General features: G+C 63.8%; 14 protein-coding genes. 8 read left to right on the top strand and 6 right to left on the bottom strand.

The window, feature by feature from the left end:
- The first annotated feature begins 32 nt into the window (after window positions 1–32).
- The gene (pdeM, locus tag BHD07_RS04545) at window positions 33–761 is read left to right on the top strand and encodes a ligase-associated DNA damage response endonuclease PdeM (protein ID WP_100669662.1); all 729 of its coding nucleotides are present in this window, start codon (window positions 33–35) and stop codon (window positions 759–761) included.
- A gap of 64 nt (window positions 762–825) precedes the next feature.
- On the opposite strand, the gene BHD07_RS04540 is transcribed toward pdeM, so the two are convergent.
- The 4 genes from BHD07_RS04540 to BHD07_RS04525 all read right to left on the bottom strand — a co-directional run bounded on the left by BHD07_RS04540 (window position 826) and on the right by BHD07_RS04525 (window position 6891).
- Window positions 826–1062 (bottom strand): Lrp/AsnC ligand binding domain-containing protein, encoded by a 237-nt coding sequence (locus BHD07_RS04540; RefSeq protein WP_018094127.1) that lies wholly within the window; start codon window positions 1060–1062, stop codon window positions 826–828.
- 98 nt (window positions 1063–1160) lie between these two features.
- On the bottom strand, window positions 1161–1964 hold the full coding sequence (locus BHD07_RS04535) for a TIGR02186 family protein (protein ID WP_338278000.1): 804 nt from the start codon (window positions 1962–1964) through the stop codon (window positions 1161–1163).
- Window positions 1964–2890, bottom strand: coding sequence for a sulfite exporter TauE/SafE family protein (locus tag BHD07_RS04530; RefSeq protein ID WP_018094125.1), 927 nt, complete (start codon window positions 2888–2890; stop codon window positions 1964–1966). Before BHD07_RS04530 ends, BHD07_RS04535 begins: the two co-directional genes overlap by 1 nt.
- A 338-nt stretch (window positions 2891–3228) precedes the next feature.
- Complete coding sequence (locus tag BHD07_RS04525; RefSeq protein ID WP_338277998.1) at window positions 3229–6891, bottom strand: peptidoglycan-binding protein; 3663 nt, start codon at window positions 6889–6891, stop codon at window positions 3229–3231.
- A 447-nt stretch (window positions 6892–7338) separates the two neighbouring features.
- Between BHD07_RS04525 and BHD07_RS04520 the strand changes: the two genes are divergently transcribed.
- From BHD07_RS04520 to BHD07_RS04510, 3 genes are all read left to right on the top strand, one after another.
- Complete coding sequence (locus BHD07_RS04520; RefSeq protein ID WP_338277995.1) at window positions 7339–9135, top strand: acyl-CoA dehydrogenase C-terminal domain-containing protein; 1797 nt, start codon at window positions 7339–7341, stop codon at window positions 9133–9135.
- A 108-nt stretch (window positions 9136–9243) separates the two neighbouring features.
- Window positions 9244–10452, top strand: coding sequence for an acetyl-CoA C-acetyltransferase (locus BHD07_RS04515; protein WP_003530141.1), 1209 nt, complete (start codon window positions 9244–9246; stop codon window positions 10450–10452).
- A 21-nt stretch (window positions 10453–10473) separates the two neighbouring features.
- A complete protein-coding gene (locus BHD07_RS04510; RefSeq protein WP_338277993.1) occupies window positions 10474–12687 on the top strand; it encodes a 3-hydroxyacyl-CoA dehydrogenase NAD-binding domain-containing protein in 2214 nt (737 codons plus the stop codon).
- Between the two features lie 88 nt (window positions 12688–12775).
- Here BHD07_RS04510 and BHD07_RS04505 read toward each other — a convergent pair whose 3' ends face one another.
- Window positions 12776–13249 (bottom strand): SRPBCC family protein, encoded by a 474-nt coding sequence (locus tag BHD07_RS04505; RefSeq protein ID WP_275596825.1) that lies wholly within the window; start codon window positions 13247–13249, stop codon window positions 12776–12778.
- Between the two features lie 123 nt (window positions 13250–13372).
- On the opposite strand from BHD07_RS04505, the gene BHD07_RS04500 reads away from it, so the two are divergent.
- Window positions 13373–13882 carry a winged helix-turn-helix transcriptional regulator gene (locus BHD07_RS04500; protein ID WP_275596826.1) on the top strand — a complete coding sequence of 170 codons (510 nt, stop codon included), beginning with the start codon at window positions 13373–13375 and terminating at the stop codon, window positions 13880–13882.
- Window positions 13883–14059: 177 nt separating this feature from the next.
- Here BHD07_RS04500 and BHD07_RS04495 read toward each other — a convergent pair whose 3' ends face one another.
- Window positions 14060–15145: a calcium:proton antiporter gene (locus BHD07_RS04495; protein ID WP_100669668.1), complete on the bottom strand. Its 1086-nt coding sequence runs from the start codon at window positions 15143–15145 to the stop codon at window positions 14060–14062.
- 225 nt (window positions 15146–15370) lie between these two features.
- Between BHD07_RS04495 and BHD07_RS04490 the strand changes: the two genes are divergently transcribed.
- From BHD07_RS04490 to BHD07_RS04480, 3 genes are all read left to right on the top strand, one after another.
- Complete coding sequence (locus BHD07_RS04490) at window positions 15371–16027, top strand: S24 family peptidase (RefSeq protein ID WP_338277989.1); 657 nt, start codon at window positions 15371–15373, stop codon at window positions 16025–16027.
- A gap of 9 nt (window positions 16028–16036) precedes the next feature.
- Complete coding sequence (locus tag BHD07_RS04485) at window positions 16037–16843, top strand: thermonuclease family protein (RefSeq protein ID WP_338277987.1); 807 nt, start codon at window positions 16037–16039, stop codon at window positions 16841–16843.
- A 112-nt stretch (window positions 16844–16955) separates the two neighbouring features.
- A complete protein-coding gene (locus BHD07_RS04480; RefSeq protein WP_100669672.1) occupies window positions 16956–17366 on the top strand; it encodes a tellurite resistance TerB family protein in 411 nt (136 codons plus the stop codon).
- Window positions 17367–17415 lie beyond the last annotated feature (49 nt).

The following is a 17415-nucleotide window of genomic DNA, read 5'->3' as shown; positions in this document are numbered from 1 at the left end:
AGCCTTTTTCGCCCACACACAAGAACACCGCAATGACCATGCATCGGCTCATCTACGCGACATCACCTGCCGTCAGCCCATCCCTGCACGCGCGCACGTCCATCAATGGAATCGCCGCGATCTGCGATCCGCTCGGCGGTCTCTACTTTCCCGAAAGCCGCACCCTCGTCGTATCCGACCTGCATCTCGAAAAAGGCTCCGCCTTTGCGCGGCGCGGCATGATGCTGCCTCCCTACGATACGCTTGCGACGCTCAGGATATTGGAGGCGGTCATCGCCCGCCACGACCCCGCGACCGTCATCAGTCTTGGCGATAATTTCCACGACCGGAAGGGATCGGCTGCAATGCCGGAGACCTTCCGCCAGATGATCGCGGCCATGGCCTGCGGCCGCGAATGGATCTGGATCAACGGCAATCATGATCCGGACGGCGCACAGGGGCTTCCCGGCGCCTCCATGGACGAGCTCCGCCACGCGGGCCTGGTCTTCCGGCACGAGCCTTCGAGACGCGACGGCATCGGCGAGATCGCCGGCCACCTGCATCCTTCGGCGACCGTGAGGCGACGGGAAAGATCGGTGAGGCGCGCCTGCTTCGCGACCGACGGCAAGCGCCTCGTCATGCCTGCTTTCGGGGTCACGACGGGAGGTCTCGACCTCAGGCACCGTGAGATGAGCGGCCTTTTCGAGCGGCAGCAGCTCGTCGCCCATATGCTTGGCCGCGACCGAATCTATTCGGTGCGCTTCGCCAACCTTCTCGGGTGAGGTTAGAGCACTTCCAGGAAAAGTGTGTAACGGTTTCCGTCCGGAAGTGCGTAGTTTCACGGCCCTAGAACGCGTTGAACGTCAGCGTCGTCAGCGAGCGGGATATGCCCGGAACGCTGGCGATATTGTCGTTGATGAACTTTCCGATATCCTGGCCTTCCTCGACATAGACCTTCAGTAGCAGATCATAGTCGCCGCTGGTCGAATACATCTCCGAGACGATCTCCCTGCGGTAGATCTCGTCGGCCACCTCATAGGTCTTGCCGGGGGCGCATTGCAGTTGCACGAAAATCGGTTTCATGGGGTTTCCTCAAGTTTCGCATCGCTTGCCGCCGATGCCCGTGCTTCCTTAAACCGCCATAACGCAAAATGGAACGCCAACTCGGTTTGCCGGCTCCCTCACTCCTTGCGGAAGAGCAGGCTGGCACCCCAGCCGGTGACGACGGCGAGGGTTACGGCCAGAAGGCCGTAGATCAGCGGCTGATCGTGCGCGGCGCGGGTAATCGCCTGTTCGAGGCCGGTCTTCACCACCCTGAGCGGAAGAGCCTTGGCGGCGACGAAGACGCCGTCGCGGAAGAGATAGGCGCGTACGACATGGATGCCGTTCGGGACATTGGTCGGCAGCCGCACCGAAGCCTTGAACAGGCTCGAACTGATGAACTGCACCCCGCCCGGATCGCGCTGATAGACGCCGCTCGTCTCGCGAATCGTCCGGAAGGCGTTGCGGAACTCGCCGAGCGTGCTGCCGTCGCCGACGAAGCCGAGCGGCACCAGCCGCATATGGTCGACGCCGATGCCCATATTGGCGATGTCGCGCCGCGGCGCGATCGTCTCGATGGCGCGGGTACTCGAAAGCGAGTAGGCCTCCGGCACGAGCTCGAAGGTCATCGACTGGGTATTGACCCAGATACCGAATACCCGCTCCTTCTTTCGCACCGTGGCGTTGTCCTTCGGCCCTTCCAGCACGACGATGATATTGTACTTGCCCTGCGCCAGGAGGCTGGCGTCGAATCCATCGATGGCGCCGAAGATCGTCAGGTCGGCGCCCCGGAAATCGGACGTGATGGCAATCTCTTCCGTCGAAATGCCGATCTCGAGCTTCTCGGTGAAGTTGGTGACCTGGCGCTCCAGAACCTGCGCTGCGGCCGGGGTGGCGACGGCGAGGACCAGGGCGACGATCGGGTGAACGAGAAGCGAGCGCATCAGAAACCGGCCCCCGCGGATACGACCGAGTAAATGTCCTTCGGCGGGATGACGAGCTCGACCGCCAGGCGGATGCCGACGGCGAGAACGAGCAGCGCCAGCAGTGCCCTGAGCTGCTCGCCGCGCAGCCGCTGGCCGACGCGCACGCCATATTGCGCCCCGATGACGCCGGCGATCATCAGCACGAAGGCCAGCACGATGTCGACGGTGTAGTTGGTCGAGGCCTGAACAATCACCGTATAGGCGGAGACGAAGACGATCTGGAAGAGCGATGTGCCCACGACGACGCTGGTCGGAATGCGCAACAGATAGATCATGGCCGGCACCATGATGAAGCCGCCGCCGACGCCCATCACCGACGTCAGCACGCCGATGGAAAAGCCGAGCGTCGCCACAGGGATGACACTCAGATAGATCTTCGACTTCTTGAAGCGCATCTTCAGCGGCAGGCCGTGGATCCAATTGTGCTGCCCGGGCCGTCTGAGCTGCGCCGGCTGGTTCTTCGCTGCCTTGCGCATTGCGCCGATGCTCTCCCACAGCATCAGCGCGCCGACCGAGCCGAGAAGCACCACATAAAGCAGCGAGATCACCAGATCGAGCTGGCCGACGCTCCTGAGCAGCGAGAACAGCCAGACGCCGACGGTCGCGCCCACAAGGCCGCCGCACAAGAGCACCGTGCCGAGCTTGATATCGATGGTGCCGCGGCGGAAATGGGCGATCGCCCCTGATATCGACGAGGCGACCACCTGGTTGGCGCCGGTCGCCACCGCCACGACGGGCGGAATATTGTAGAAGATCAGAAGCGGAGTGATCAGAAATCCGCCGCCGACGCCGAACATGCCGGACAGAAAACCGACGGCCGCGCCCATGCCGAGAATGACGAAGATGTTCACCGACAACTCAGCAATGGGCAGATAGACCGTCACGGCCGAACCTCGATATGCCAGCGGCCCGCATTGCGGGCGGAAATTGCTCCTCCACAATTCCTAACCGCAAACAATTGAGGAATTGTGCAATGTTTCACTATTCTCAAGCCTCACGCGCTCGAAGAGGCGCACGGCGCTGTCCTTCGAAGTGGTACATGATTAACCACGGACGGGGGGTATATGGGTGGACCGTTCGCGCCCCCGAGGGAGAAACGGGCGACACTTTCTCTCATGCGCTCCCGGACCAGAGCTGTCAACCTTTTCAGGCACATGCGCGGCCCCGCAGGCACGCCTGCGACCTTGTGGCACCACGTCATGCGCGGTACGGCCGAAACGGTTCAGCTGTTCCGCTTCAGAAGCTCCCGGACCAGCCCATCGGTGATCTCACCCGTCGGCTCCTGGCCGACCGAATTCTGAAAGGCCTTGATGGCGGCAATCGTCTTCTGGCCTACCTGGCCGTCCGGCTTGCCGGCATCGAAGCCGTTATTGTTGAGGATCGCCTGGATGTTGCGAACGGCTCTGGTCATATCGACGGTGGCCGTCTTGGTCGGCGGACCGACCCAGGCATCCGGGACCTCCACCGTGTTTGCTTCGGCGTCGAGAGGCCGAGCCTTCCAGGCGTCGACTTTCGCCTTGGCACTGGAAAGCTCCTCGGGCTTCAGCGCCTTGGCGATCTCGTCGCGCTTTTCTGCCGCGTCCTTGTCGCCATCGCGGGCCGCGATAGCGAACCATTTATAGGATTCTTCCAGATTGCGGGCCACACCGTCGCCCCGCGCATAGAGGACGGCGAGGTTGAACTGACTGTCGCGAACGCCGAGACTGGCGGCTTTCTCGAACCATCTGGCCGCTTCGGCGAGATCCGGCCCGCCGTCCCGGCCGCCGGCGAGCATGACGGCGAGATTGTGGATCGCACTGGCGTTGCCGGCTGCAGCCGCCTTGAGATAGAGCGCCTTGGCCTTTGCTGCGTCGCGCTGAACGCCCGCGCCCTTCTCATAAAGGTTGGCGAGCCGGTACGCGGCCGGTACCACGCCGGCGTCGGCGGCGCGCTGATACCACTTGACGGCTTCCGCCCGATCTTCCTCGACCCCCCGCCCTTCCGTGAAGCGGGCGCCTATTTCATAGAAGGCGAGAGGATCGCCGCCCTTGGCCGCGGTTACGAGCGCGGGCGGTCCGAAGCCCTCCGGCAGAACGATCTCGCTCATCCTGGCCGGCTCAGCGGCTAAACTTCCTGAAGGCGGCTGCAAGGTCGAGACGGGTCCAGGCGTTCGTGCCTCCGCCGGCCGCATCAAGGCCGCCTGGCCGTCGCCAGCGCCACCAATGGCCTTGTCAACCTTGCCGGCTTCGGCAGCGGTTGGCTGCTTGGGCGGCTGCTTTGCCGCTATCGGCGGCGCATCCGTCTTCTCCATGCCAGCGGGAGCCCTCGGCTCTTCTCCAGCCTTCGCGGTAGCTGCCGTTTGGACGAGGCGGTCGACGGCGGCCTTCGGCTCCGCAACCTCTGCCTTGCGCTCGATCGCTGCAACCGGCGGAGTGCTTGGGGCCTCCTTGCCTTTCAGCACCGTGCTGACGAGCGGATAGGACATGATCGCGAGCAGCACGGCACCGACCGCGATCAGGATCGGACGGCGGTGGCGGGCGAGCGCGCCGCCGACGGCGGATGGTGCCTTGCTTTCCTTGACGCGATTGAGCGTATCGGATTCCTCGACGGCCAGCTGCGCCGCGCGCCGCGCGGCGGCGATGAAGTCCGCCTTTTCGCCGTCGTTCGCCTCCTGCGCGCCACGGGCCATCTGACCGGCACGGACACGTTCGAGTATCTTCTTGACGTCCGGCACGCCGGAGCCCGGCTCGAGGAGCTGATTGGCGTCCTCGGGAGCGAGCATTTCGGAGGGGTCGAGCGAGGGGGTGGGCTCGACCATCTGCCGCGCCTGGATCGGCATTCCCTCGTTCTGCCTCGGCGCGAAGCGCCGAGTCAGACCGGCAAGCAGGCTCGTCTTCGCCGCACGGGCCTCCACCTTGATCTCGCCGTCTTCGACCATTGCGACTTCGGCGGCATCATTCGCCTCAGCTGCAGCCGGCACCGGTGCGTGGATGGAGGTTTCGCTTGCGGCCGCGAACGCCTGTGGCGCGCGTTCCACGTCCTTGTCGCTTTCCGCCATCGTCGAAGTGCCCGCGGCTTCGACGGGCGCAGCCTTGGGCATCGGACCATGAGAAGCCAGGGGCTCCCGCTCTTCAAGCCGCTCCAGTTTCTCGGCGATATGGACGAGCGTTTCATGCAGCGCCTCGAAGGTGCGTGCCGTCCGTTCGTCGCTCGAACGGCTGAGCTCCTCCAATGTACGCAGATCCTCGGCGAGCGCCGAGATCGCCGCCGTGTCGGTACTCGCCGCCATCTGCGGTGCGGTGTTTCTGGAATATGCCTCCATCACGGCTTCCGCAGCCTGCCGAGCAGCTTCGATGATGTATTCGTCGCTGGTGGCGAGATAGTCTTCCAGCGTGTTCATCCGGCTCTCGAATTCCGCAGGCACGCCTGCCGTCTCACCGTGGGACTGGCTGATCAGAGTCGAGAGATTTCCGATCTGAGCTTCGAGATTGCGCAGCGCCTGCCGGTCGTCGAACGGCGCGGCATGCGTCTCCTCCAGGCGCTGGGCGATACCTGCCAAGCGATCCTCGAGGCGATCGAAGCGCGGGTCCGCCGTAGGCTCGACATTTCGCGCGAGCCCATCGATACGGCGGGCGAGATCGTCGAGCCGTTCGGCCAGCGCATCGGTGACGCTGTCGCCCGAGAGGGCTTCGATCTTCCGGGAAATGTCGGCAAGCCGATCCGTAAGATCCGGCTCCGCACCTTGCCGATTGTGCTCCAGCACCGCGGAAAGCTGGTCCAGGCGCTCTTCCAATCTGGCCGCCGCCTTCTCGCCGGCAAGGTCCTCCACGCGAGCTGCCAGCGCCTCGATCCGCGCGCCGAGACCGGAATCGGCGGGATTGGAGAGGGTGCCGATCTGCCGGGACAGATCGCCGAGCCTGTTCTCGAGACGATCGACGAACGAACCGTCGGTGCCGGCCACATTACCGCTGCCTGCGGCGATCGCCCGGCTGATCTCATCGAGCCGCTTGCCGAGGTCGGCGAATTGCGGCGCCAGGCGCCTCTCGTCCGGCTGGATCTGGCGCCCGAGCATCTCGATCGCCTGGGCGACCGCGACGAGCTTGCTTTCCAGCACCTCGATCCCGGTGCCCCTGTCCAGGGAATTGATCTGCGCCTTGATCTCGTCGAGCCGGTAGGCGAGCGCCACCAGCTCATCGTCGCGGTTCTGGTCGAAGGCGTTCAGCCGATCCTCGACGCCGGTCCATCGGTTTTCCATGCGGCGCATGCTGTCTTCGCGCGCGAGGCCTTCGAGCATGGACCTCAGGTCATCGAATTCGATCCTGAGCGCATCGGCCTCGGCGGGCGAAGCCTGCCGGCCAAGTTCCTTGATGCCGGCCGAAAGCCGCTCGATATCGTGCCGCACGTCCTCGGCGAAACGGCGGTCCTGGGCGGCTTCGGCCTTGATGCCGCGGATTTCCGAGCGCAGCGCATGCATCTCGCGGGACAGGCCGTCATCGAGATCGCGCTTCAGCTCATGCCGCAGACCGACCAGCGCCTCTGCAATATCCGCTGCAGCCGAAGAGCGTCCCGATGGCGCGGCTGCTGCCTGAGAGGGCTGGTAGCGTGGCTCTGCCGCGAGGCGGGGGGGAGCGAGGCGATCGAGGTCGCTCGGCGCAGCGCGTTCGCGCAGCGGCGACCGCTCGCGCGCCGCATTGAGCGCCCGCTGGCGGTCGATGATTTCGGAGACCGCTTCGCTTGGGGCCGGACGCGGCCGCTCGGGTTGCCGCGTCTCGCGGCTGACGCTGCTCATGAGCCCCTCGATGCGCGCTTCGAGCCCTTCGATGGTGCGGTTCAGGGCATCGAGCGACGGCCGGTCGCCATAGGACGGGCTGCCCATGCGCTGAGAAGTGGATCGCGATCCGTTCATTGCCTCTTCGCCCCTGTGTCGCTTTGGCCCTATTAATTCGACCGTCATCGAAGCCGCCGAAGGAGCCCGGGCTTCCCCGGCTTTCGCTCCGATTTCGGCGGCACCGCCGATGTGGGCAAAACCGCAACAATGCAAAGACGGGACCGGTTGCAGCTTTGACCATCTCAAAGCGCACAATTCATTAAACGTGGTAAATAAGCCGTTAACCGATCCGATTTTTAACGATTATTGTCGCCCGCTACGCCGCCGTCCCCCGCCATATGGCATGTGGAGCGGCGCACCGCAGGAGCGAAACTTTCGCCTTGCGGGAACTTTTGACGTTTACGGAAACGTCAAAATTCGATAGCATCCGTCCAAGTCGCACACCGCCACCGGTGCGCGCTCGACACAGTGGGAAGCGGGTCTGCGTGCGGCGCGGCCCGAAAGGACATCAAGGCGAGGAAAAGCATGCCCATCTACAAGGCTCCGGTCGACGATACCCTGTTCATCCTCAACGACGTGCTCGGCATCGAGCGCTACCACAATCTCCCGGGCTTTGCGGATGCGACGCCGGACATGACGGCCGCAGTCCTCGGCGAGGCCGCAAAGCTCGCTGAGGAGGTCCTCTTCCCGATCAATCTTTCCGGCGACCGGGAGGGCTGCAAGCGGCACGAGGACGGCTCCGTCACCGTGCCCAAGGGCTTCAAGGAAGCCTATGACCTTTATCGCGAAGGCGGCTGGCTTGGTCTTGCCGCCCCGGAAGAATTCGGCGGCCAGGGCCTGCCCTACACGCTCCACACCGCCGTCGGCGAATTCATGTCCGCGGCCAACATGTCGCTTATGATGTATCCGGGCCTGACGCAGGGGGCGATCGCGGCGATCCTGGTGCACGGTTCCGAAGGCCAGAAGCGGACCTATCTGCCCAAAATGGTCGACGGCACCTGGACCGGCACGATGAACCTGACGGAGCCCCATTGCGGCACCGACCTCGGCCTGCTGCGCACCAAGGCCGTGCCGAACGGCGACGGCTCCTACAGGATCTCCGGCCAGAAGATCTTCATCTCCGCCGGCGAGCACGACATGGCGGAAAATGTCGTCCACCTGGTGCTGGCGCGCATCGAGGGTGCGCCCGACGGTGTAAAGGGCATCTCGCTCTTTATCGTGCCGAAATTCAAGCTCGACGCCAGCGGCGAGCCGGGCGAACGCAACGGCGTTTCCTGCGGCGCGATCGAACACAAGATGGGCATCCACGGCAACGCGACCTGCGTCATGAATTATGACGGGGCGACCGGCTATCTGATCGGCACGGAGAACAAGGGCCTCAGCGCCATGTTCGTGATGATGAACGAGGCCAGGCTTGCCGTCGGCATGCAGGGGCTTTCGATTGCCGAAGTCGCTTATCAGAATGCTGCGAGCTACGCGCGCGAGCGCATCCAGGGCCGCTCCCTGTCCGGCCCCAAGGCGCCGGACAAGAAGGCCGATCCGATCATCGTCCATCCGGACATCCGCCGCACGCTGATGACGATCAAGGCCTTCAACGAAGGCGGCCGCGCCTTCACGCTCTGGACGGCACTGAAGTCGGACATCGCCCATCGTTCGGACAGCGAAGAGGAGCGCCAGGCGGCGGACGACATCCTCAGCCTGATGACGCCCATCCTCAAGGGCGTGCTGACGGACAAGGGCTTCGATCACGCGGTGATGGCGCAGCAGGTATTCGGCGGCCACGGCTATATCGAAGAGCACGGCATGAGCCAGTACGTGCGCGATGCCCGCATCGCCATGATCTACGAGGGTGCCAACGGCATCCAGGCGCTCGACCTGGTCGGTCGCAAGCTCGCGATGAACGGCGGCCGCGCCGTCATGGCTCTGTTCAAGGAGATCGGCGACTTCTGCGAGGAGAACCGCGGCGACGAAAAGCTCTCCGGCTACACCAAGGCCCTTAAGAAAGGGCTGAACGACCTGCAGGCCGCGACCATGTGGTTCATGCAGAACGCCATGGCCAAACCCGACAATGCCGGAGCCGGCTCCACCGACTACATGCATCTCTTCGGCCTCGTCGTCCTCGGCTATATGTGGGCGAAGATGGCGAAGACGGCGGAGGAGAAGCTTGCCGCTGGCGAAACGCAGCGCGCGGACTATCTCAAGAACAAGCTGATCACGGCGAGGTTCTTCATGGAGCGCATCCTGCCTGAAACGGCGCTGCGCAAGATCCGCATCGAAACGGGCGCCGACACGATGATGGCGCTGGACGCGGCCGCGTTCTGATTTCAGACTGGAGCCGGATCGAAAGCGAGAAGCGGCCTTTCCGCCCGAATCCCGCTCCGATTGATAATGCGCGGCCCGAGGAAACGCCGCCGAAAGGGAGATCAAGAGATGACGAAAGTCTTCGTTTACGACCACGTGCGCACGCCGCGCGGCCGTGGCAAGAAGGACGGTGCGCTGCACGAGGTGCCCTCCGTCCGGCTCGCCGCCAAGGTGCTCGAGGCCGTGCGCGATCGCAACGGGCTCGACACTTCGACGGTCGACGACGTCATCATGGGTTGCGTCGACCCGGTCATGGATGCGGGTGCGGTCATCCCGAAAGCCGCAGCCTTCGAGGCGGGTTATTCGACGCGTGCGCCCGGCATGCAGATCTCCCGCTTCTGCGCCTCCGGCCTCGACGCCGTCAATTTCGGCGCCGCGAAGATCGCCCAAGGAGCGGACGATATCGTGATCGCCGGCGGCGTGGAGTCGATGTCCCGCGTCGGCCTCGGCATGTCGGGCGGCGCCTGGTTCATGGACCCCTCGGTCAACCTGCCCGCCTATTTCATGCCGCAGGGCGTTTCCGCCGACCTGATCGCCACGAAATACGGTTTCTCGCGCGACGACGTCGACGCCTATGCGGTGGAAAGCCAGAAGCGCGCCGCCAATGCATGGGAGAAGGGCTATTTCAAGAACTCGGTCGTCCCGGTCAAGGACCAGAACGGGCTCGTCATCCTCGACCGCGACGAGCATATGCGCCCCGGCACGGACATGCAGGCACTTGCCTCGCTAAACCCCTCCTTCCAGATGCCCGGCGAGATGGGCGGCTTCGAGGCCGTCGGCATCCAGGCGCATCCGGAGATCGAGCGCATCAACTACGTCCACCACGCCGGCAATTCCTCCGGCATCGTCGATGGCGCCGCGGCCGTGCTCATCGGCTCCAAGGCCGGCGGCGAAGCCATGGGGCTCAAACCCCGCGCCCGCATCCGCGCCTTCGCCAATATCGGCTCCGACCCGGCCCTGATGCTAACCGGGCCGGTCGACGTCACCGAGAAGCTCCTCAAGCGGGCGGACATGAAGCTCTCCGACATCGATCTTTTCGAGCTCAATGAGGCCTTCGCGGCCGTCGTGCTGCGCTACTGCCAGGCTTTCGACATCCCGCACGACAAGATCAACGTCAATGGCGGCGCGATCGCCATGGGCCATCCGCTCGGCGCGACCGGGGCGATGATCCTCGGCACCGTGCTCGACGAGCTGGAGCGCCGCGACCTCAACACGGCGCTGGTGACGCTCTGCATCGGCGCCGGCATGGGCACCGCCACGATCATCGAACGCGTCTGATCCGATCCCGGGAGAGAGAATATGTCTTACACGAACTTCAAGATCGAAACCGACGCCGACGGCATCGCGCTGGTCACCTGGGACATGCCCGACAAGTCGATGAACGTCTTCACCGAAGAGGTGATGAAGGAACTCGACGCCATCATCGATCAGACGACGGCGGATCCTGCCGTCAAGGGCGTGGTCGTCACCTCCGGCAAATCCTCCTTCTCCGGCGGCGCCGACCTTTCGATGATCAAGTCGATGTTCACTTTCCAGGCGGAGGAGAAGAAGAAGGACCCGGACAACGCGGCCCGGAGACTCTTCGACCTCGTCGGCCGGATGACGGGTCTCTTCCGCAAGCTCGAAACCTCGGGCAAGCCCTGGGTCTCGGCCATCAACGGCACCTGCATGGGCGGCGCCTTCGAGATGTCGCTCGCCTGCCACGGCCGTGTCGCCTCCAATGCGAAATCGGTGAAGATCGCGCTTCCCGAGGTCAAGGTCGGCATTTTCCCGGGTGCCGGCGGCACCCAGCGCGTTCCACGGCTGACCAATACGCAGGACGCGTTGCAGATGATGACGACCGGCTCCTCGCTTACGCCGGCGCGAGCAAAGGCCATGGGGCTCGTTCACGAGGTGGTCGACCCGGACAAACTGATCGAGGCCGCCAGGGCGATGATCAAGAACGGCCTGAAGCCGGTGCAGCCCTGGGACGAGAAGGGCTTCAAGCTCCCGGGCGGCGGCATCTGGACGCCCGCCTCCGCGCAGCTCTGGCCGGCCGCCTCCGGCATCCTGCGCCGCGAGACCTATGCCAATTACCCCGGCGCGATCGCGATCCTGAAATGCGTCTATGAGGGGCTGCAGGTTCCCTTCGATACGGCCTTGAAGATCGAGCAGCGCTATTTCACCGAAATCCTGCAGACGACCGAAGCCTTTTCGATGATCCGGTCGCTGTTCGTCTCGATGCAGGAACTCGGCAAGGGCGCGCGCCGGCCGGCCGGCGTACCGAAGACCGACCTCAGGAAAGTCGGCGTCGTCGGCGCCGGTTTCATGGGCGCCTCGATCGCCTATGTAACCGCGGCAGGCGGCATCCCCGTCACCCTCATCGACCGAGACATGGAAGCTGCCGAAAAGGGCAGGACGCATTCGGAAGGCCTGGTCAAGGACGCGATCGGCAAGGGACGCTTGACCAAGGAGGAAGGCGAAGCGCTGCTTTCGCGCATCACACCTTCGGCGGACTACGGCGATCTCAAGGATGCCGGCCTCGTCATCGAGGCGGTCTTCGAGGACCGGCAGGTCAAGAAGGACGTGATCGAGAAGGTCGAAGCGGTGATCGCCGAGGACGCGATCTTCGCCTCCAACACTTCGACGCTGCCGATCACCGGCCTCGCCAGGAATTCCAAACGGCCGGACCGGTTCATCGGCATCCATTTCTTCTCGCCGGTCGAGAAAATGATGCTGACGGAGGTGATCCTCGGCAAGGAGACCGGAGACCGTGCACTCGCGGCCGCGCTCGACTATGTCTCGGCGATCAGGAAGACGCCGATCGTCGTCAACGACACGCGCGGCTTTTATGTCAATCGCTGCGTCTTCCGCTATATCCACGAAGCCTATGACATGCTGATCGAGGGCGTACCGCCGGCGATGATCGAGAACGCCGCCAAGATGGCCGGCATGCCGGTCGGACCGCTGTCGCTCAACGACGAGGTGGCGATCGACCTCAGCCAGAAGATCCTGAAGGCGGCCGTCGCCGATCTCGGCGAGAAGGCCGTCGATCCCAGACACATGGCGCTGATCGACAAGATGGTGGACGAGCTTGGCCGGCGCGGCCGCAAGAACGGCAAGGGCTTCTACGAGTATCCGGCAAAGCCGGCCAGGAAATATCTCTGGCCGGGTCTGAAGGAGCTCTACCCGCAGAAGGATGCCGGCGAGATCGAGGTCGGCGTGCTCAAGCAGCGCCTGCTGGTGACGATCGCACTCGAAGCCGCGCGCACGATCGAGGAGGGCATCGTCACCGATCCGCGCGAAGCCGATGTCGGCTCGATCCTCGGCTTCGGCTTTGCCCCCTACACCGGCGGCACGATCTCCTACATCGACGGCATGGGCGCAAAAGCCTTCGTCGAGCTCTGCGAAAAGCTCGCCGCCGACCATGGCGACCACTTCCGGCCGACGCCGCTTCTGAAGGAGATGGCCGAAAAGGGCGAGACCTTCTACGGGCGCTTCGATCCTTATGCCGCGGGGCAGAAGGCGGCATAAGCCGCCAGGCCAGCCGCACGGCGCAAATATTGTCTCTCCGGTCATTCTCGTTAACCGCGAATGACCGGAGAGAAACGTGTTCAAGGCTTCAGGCCACTTCAGCCTTCTCACCGAGCTCGGCCGCCAGAAATCCGATCAGCTGCTCCCAGCCTTCGCGGCGATATTCCACCTTGTCGAGCCCATCCAGGAATGCCCCCTGCTCCGTGAAGACGACGCGTGTGCCGGTGCCTTCCGGTATGAGGTCGACGGTGGCGATCGACGCGGAAAGCCGCTGCTCGTCCTTCGCCATGGTATAGGCCGAGACGATCCGCCGGTTCTCGACGATGTCGAGATAGATCGTTTCATTGAAATAGAAAACCTTCCCGTCCTGGCTGAACCGGCCGCTTTCCCGGCCGCCGATGCGGAAGTCGTGGCTATATTCGGCGACCGGCCAGTTGTCGGCCTTGACGAACCAGCGGTCGTGCGCAGCAGGATCGGCGAAGGCCTCGAAGACCTGTTCCGGGGGTGAATTGAAAACGCGTTCGATGGTGAAATCCGCATGGGCGACAGAAGCTTTGGTCATGATCTTTTCCTCCTCGCTGGGAAACTGGTTGCGAAATGAAAGCGGTTGCAGGCTAACTTCACTGGTGCAATAATGCAAGCAGTTTTAGAGCGGATGCTCCGCTTGCGTTTTGCAGAGACCAAAATGACCGATGACCATCGCTCGGGTTGCCCGATCAATCTCTCGCTCGAAGTATTCGGCGACAAATGGAGCCTCCTGATCATTCGCGACATGATTTTCGGCGGCAAACGCCACTTCCGCGAGCTCCTGCGCTCGCAGGAGGGGATTTCCACCAACATCCTCGCCGACCGGCTGAAAACGCTTGTCGAGATCGGCATGCTGACGAAAGCGGACGATCCGAGCCACAAGCAGAAGGCGATCTACAGCCTGACGGAAATGGCGATCGCGCTTGTGCCGATCATGGCCCATCTCGGCGCCTGGGGCCGGCGCTACCTGCCGGTCACCGAGGAACTCAGCATCCGCGCCCAACTGATGGAGGAGGGCGGCCCCGAGCTCTGGGAGCGTTTCATGCGGGAATTGCGCGCCGAACACCTCGGCGAGGCCAGACCGGAGGGACCCTCCGTGCGGCAAACGCTTCAAGCCGCCTATGACCGCGTTGTGGCGCGCAAGGCGATGGAAGAGCAGCCGGCCTGAGCACTAATCTTTGACCCAACGCACTTCCGGACGGAAAACCGTTACACACTTTTCCTGGAAGTGCTCTTGATCCAACGCACTTCCGGACGGAAAACCGTTACACACTTTTCCTGGAAGTGCTCTTGATCCAACGCACTTCCGGACGGAAAACCGTTACACACTTTTCCTGGAAGTGCTCTAAAGCCCGAGGGCGGACAGCATGATGAAGGTGGCGAACAGCACGAAATGCGTCATGCCTTCGATGGCATTGGTCTGACCGTCATTGAGATTGATCGCGGCGGCGATGAGCGTTACCGCAACCATCACCGTCTGCACCGGCGACATGGCCATGATGAAGGGCTGGCCCGTATAAAGGGCAATCGCCTCCATGACGGGTACGGTCAGGATCACGGTCGAAAGCGAAGCGCCGAGCGCGATGTTCACCACTGCCTGCATGCGGTTGGCGAGCGCGGCGCGCATTGCCGTCAGGACTTCGGGCGAAGCGGAGATCGCCGCGACGACGATCGCGGCCAGGACCGGCGGCGCCGCCGTGCCCTTGATCCCGGCCGACAGCAGCCCGGACATGATTTCGGCGAGAAAGCCGATCACCACCACGCCCAGGATTAGCACGACGACGGAAGGCAGCACCGGCTCGTCCTCCAGCCGGCTTGCCGCGGTTCCCGCTTTGGCGCGCGGATAGCTGTAACTGAAGAAGTAGCTGTGGACGCCAACCTGCATGCGCAGGAACAACGTATAGAGCACGATCATCGCGCCGATGGTGAAGGCGGAATAGTAATGCCATTTCGACTGCGGCACAAATTCGGGGACGAGCATGGAAATGCCCATGGCCGTGAGAATCATGACGCTGTAAGTGCGCGCGGAATCGTCGTTATAGGGCTGCTCGCCGTGTTTGAGGCCGCCGAGCAGCGCCGCAAGTCCGAGAATCCCGTTGATATCGAGCATCACTGCCGAATAGATCGTATCGCGCACCAGCGTCGGCGAGGTCTCGCCGGTCATCATGATGGCGAGGATGACGACCTCGACCAGGACCGCCGAAAGCGTCAGGATCATCGTGCCGTAGGGATCACCCACTTTGGCGGCAAGCACCTCGGCATGATGGGCGACCCGCATGGAAGCAAGCACGATCGCCGCCACCATCAGGGCCGCACCCATGAGCGATGCGGCGCGACCGGCCTCGAGCAGATGATGCTCGACCGCGACGCCGGCAAGAGCAGCGAGAAAAGCGGCAACGAGATGCCGTTCCGATCTCAGGTTTGCAAGCAAGCACGCCTCTTGGCCCGGAGTGAAGCTGTTTTATTTAGCACAGCTGCTGAAGAGTTCACCCCCGAAGTCCGCTGCATCTGCTGTATGCCGTCCTTTGATCGGATAGGAAGGACTATTTTCCTCGCTGTGCTTTACGGTCGCGGGGCGCTTGGCTAATGTATTCGCAGACCGCGGAACGGCTTGCTGTGCCGCCCGCATCGTCTCTCCTTCCGAAGATGGGTCGACATGCTCTCACATGACAGCATCTGGCGCGCGATCGACGCCTTGGCAGAGCGCCACCGGCTTTCGCCGTCGGGCCTTGCACGGCGGGCCGGCCTGGACCCCACCTCGTTCAACAAGTCGAAGCGCCAGTCCACCGACGGGCGCGACCGATGGCCCTCCACCGAGTCGATCGCGAAGATATTGCATGCCACGGGGGCGAGCGTCGATCAGTTCCTGGCGCTGATGGAGCCCAATGCCGTCGGCCGCGAAAGGGAGGAAGCATCGGCAGCGCCGGGCATTCCGCTGATCGGTTTCGCGCAGGCCGGCGCCGGCGGTTTTTTCGACGACGGCGGCTTTCCGGTCGGCCAGGGCTGGGACACGATAGAATTCCCCACGCCCGAGCGGCGGCAGGGCGGTGCCTACGCTCTGGAGGTTCAGGGCGACAGCATGCTGCCGCTTTACCGCGACGGCGATGTCCTGATCGTCGACCCGAGCGCGCAGGTGCGCCGCAACGACCGCGTCGTGGTCAAGACGCGCGGGGGCGAGGTGATGGCGAAGGTGCTGGCCCGGCAGACGCCCCGCGGCATCGAACTCGTCTCGCTCAACCCCGACCATCCCAACCGCAATTTCGAGATGAACGACTTAGAATGGATTGCCCGGATCATCTGGGCCAGCCAATAGGATTCTTCGATGCGGCCGAGGCTCTTCACCATCGCCGGCGGGCTTGCCGCCCTCGCCCTTTATGCCGGCATTCTGATGGCCGGGGCCGCGATCATCCGCAACCGCGACAGCGTCGCAACGCCTGAGTTCGTGCTCGAAACGCCGGAAGCAGCGGTCGACGAGCCGATTTCGGTGGAGCCTCCCGCCGAGACCGAAGCCGCTCCCACTCCCCCCGAACCGGATGCCGCCCCAGGCAAGGGATCGCGCGTGGCGGCCAGGCCGGTCGAGCCGGGTCTCTTCGCCCAGCCGGAAGACGGAATTGCCAAACCGCTGGAACGGATCGCACCGAGACCGCCACTTTCAAAGCCTGAGGAAAAGCAAAAGCCCGCTTCCGCCGTCTTCCCGCGCCCGGTTGCGCTTGCCGCGGGGCTTGTCCGGTCCGGCGAGACGACTCTGCAGCTCAAGGATATCGAACCCGAAACGCCCGAGAAGGTCTGCGAAGCGAATGGCAGGAGCTGGCCTTGCGGCATGGTCGCGCGTACGGCGTTCCGCAACTTTTTGCGGGGCCGCGCACTCGTCTGCGAAGCGACGGATAGCTCCTCGGAGACCTTGAACGCGCGGTGCAGCGTCGGCGGCCAGGACGTGGCCGAATGGCTCGTCGGCAACGGCTGGGCGACGCCGCTGCCGGGCACGGCGCTCGAGGCGAAGGCCGAGGCCGCCCGGGGCGCCAGGCTCGGTTTCTTCGGGGACGACCCGCGCGATCTTGCCCGAGCGCCTCTCGCGCTCGACGATCCGGCTGCGAGCATCGCCCCGGAAGACGCCGCGCCGGACTTGTAAGGCTTGGAGCAAGTCCTTAACTGTCACCCACCACTGCAGGTCCGCCCAACCCGCTATGCACCCGTCGTGTATCGCGGCCCCAATGTGAATGATGAAAGGATCGAGAGGCAGGATGTCCGCAAGTCTCAGCCAGCACGAAGCCCTTGTCCACGTCATGGTCATGATGTCCGCCGTCGACCGGAACATGACCGACGACGAGATCGCGCGCATCGGCGTGCTCGTGCGGTTCCTCCCGGCCTTCGACGGTTTCGACGAAGATCACCTGATCCATATCGGCCGCGAATGCGCCGCCCAGCTTGCCGCCCCCGAGGGCCTGGACGTGGCGCTCGAAATGGTTCGGGAGGCGTTGCCGCAGCGGCTCTATGAAACGGCCTATGCCCTTGCGGTCGAGATCGCTGCCGCCGATCAGCGTATCCGCAACGAGGAAATCCGGTTGTTGCAGCTGCTGCGGGACCGTTTGGGCCTCGACAAGCTCGCCTGCGCAGCAATCGAGCGCGGAGCCATCGCGCGCTTCCGCAAGTAGGCTTCTGAAAAAAGGTCCTTGCCCGTTTCCGGCACGGAACGGGCCGGGG

Source organism: Sinorhizobium sp. KGO-5 (genome assembly GCF_036245905.1).
Classification (GTDB): domain Bacteria; phylum Pseudomonadota; class Alphaproteobacteria; order Rhizobiales; family Rhizobiaceae; genus Sinorhizobium; species Sinorhizobium meliloti_A.
The sequence above is the reverse complement of the archived record's forward strand: the minus strand, read 5'-3'. Positions and strand labels throughout refer to the sequence as shown.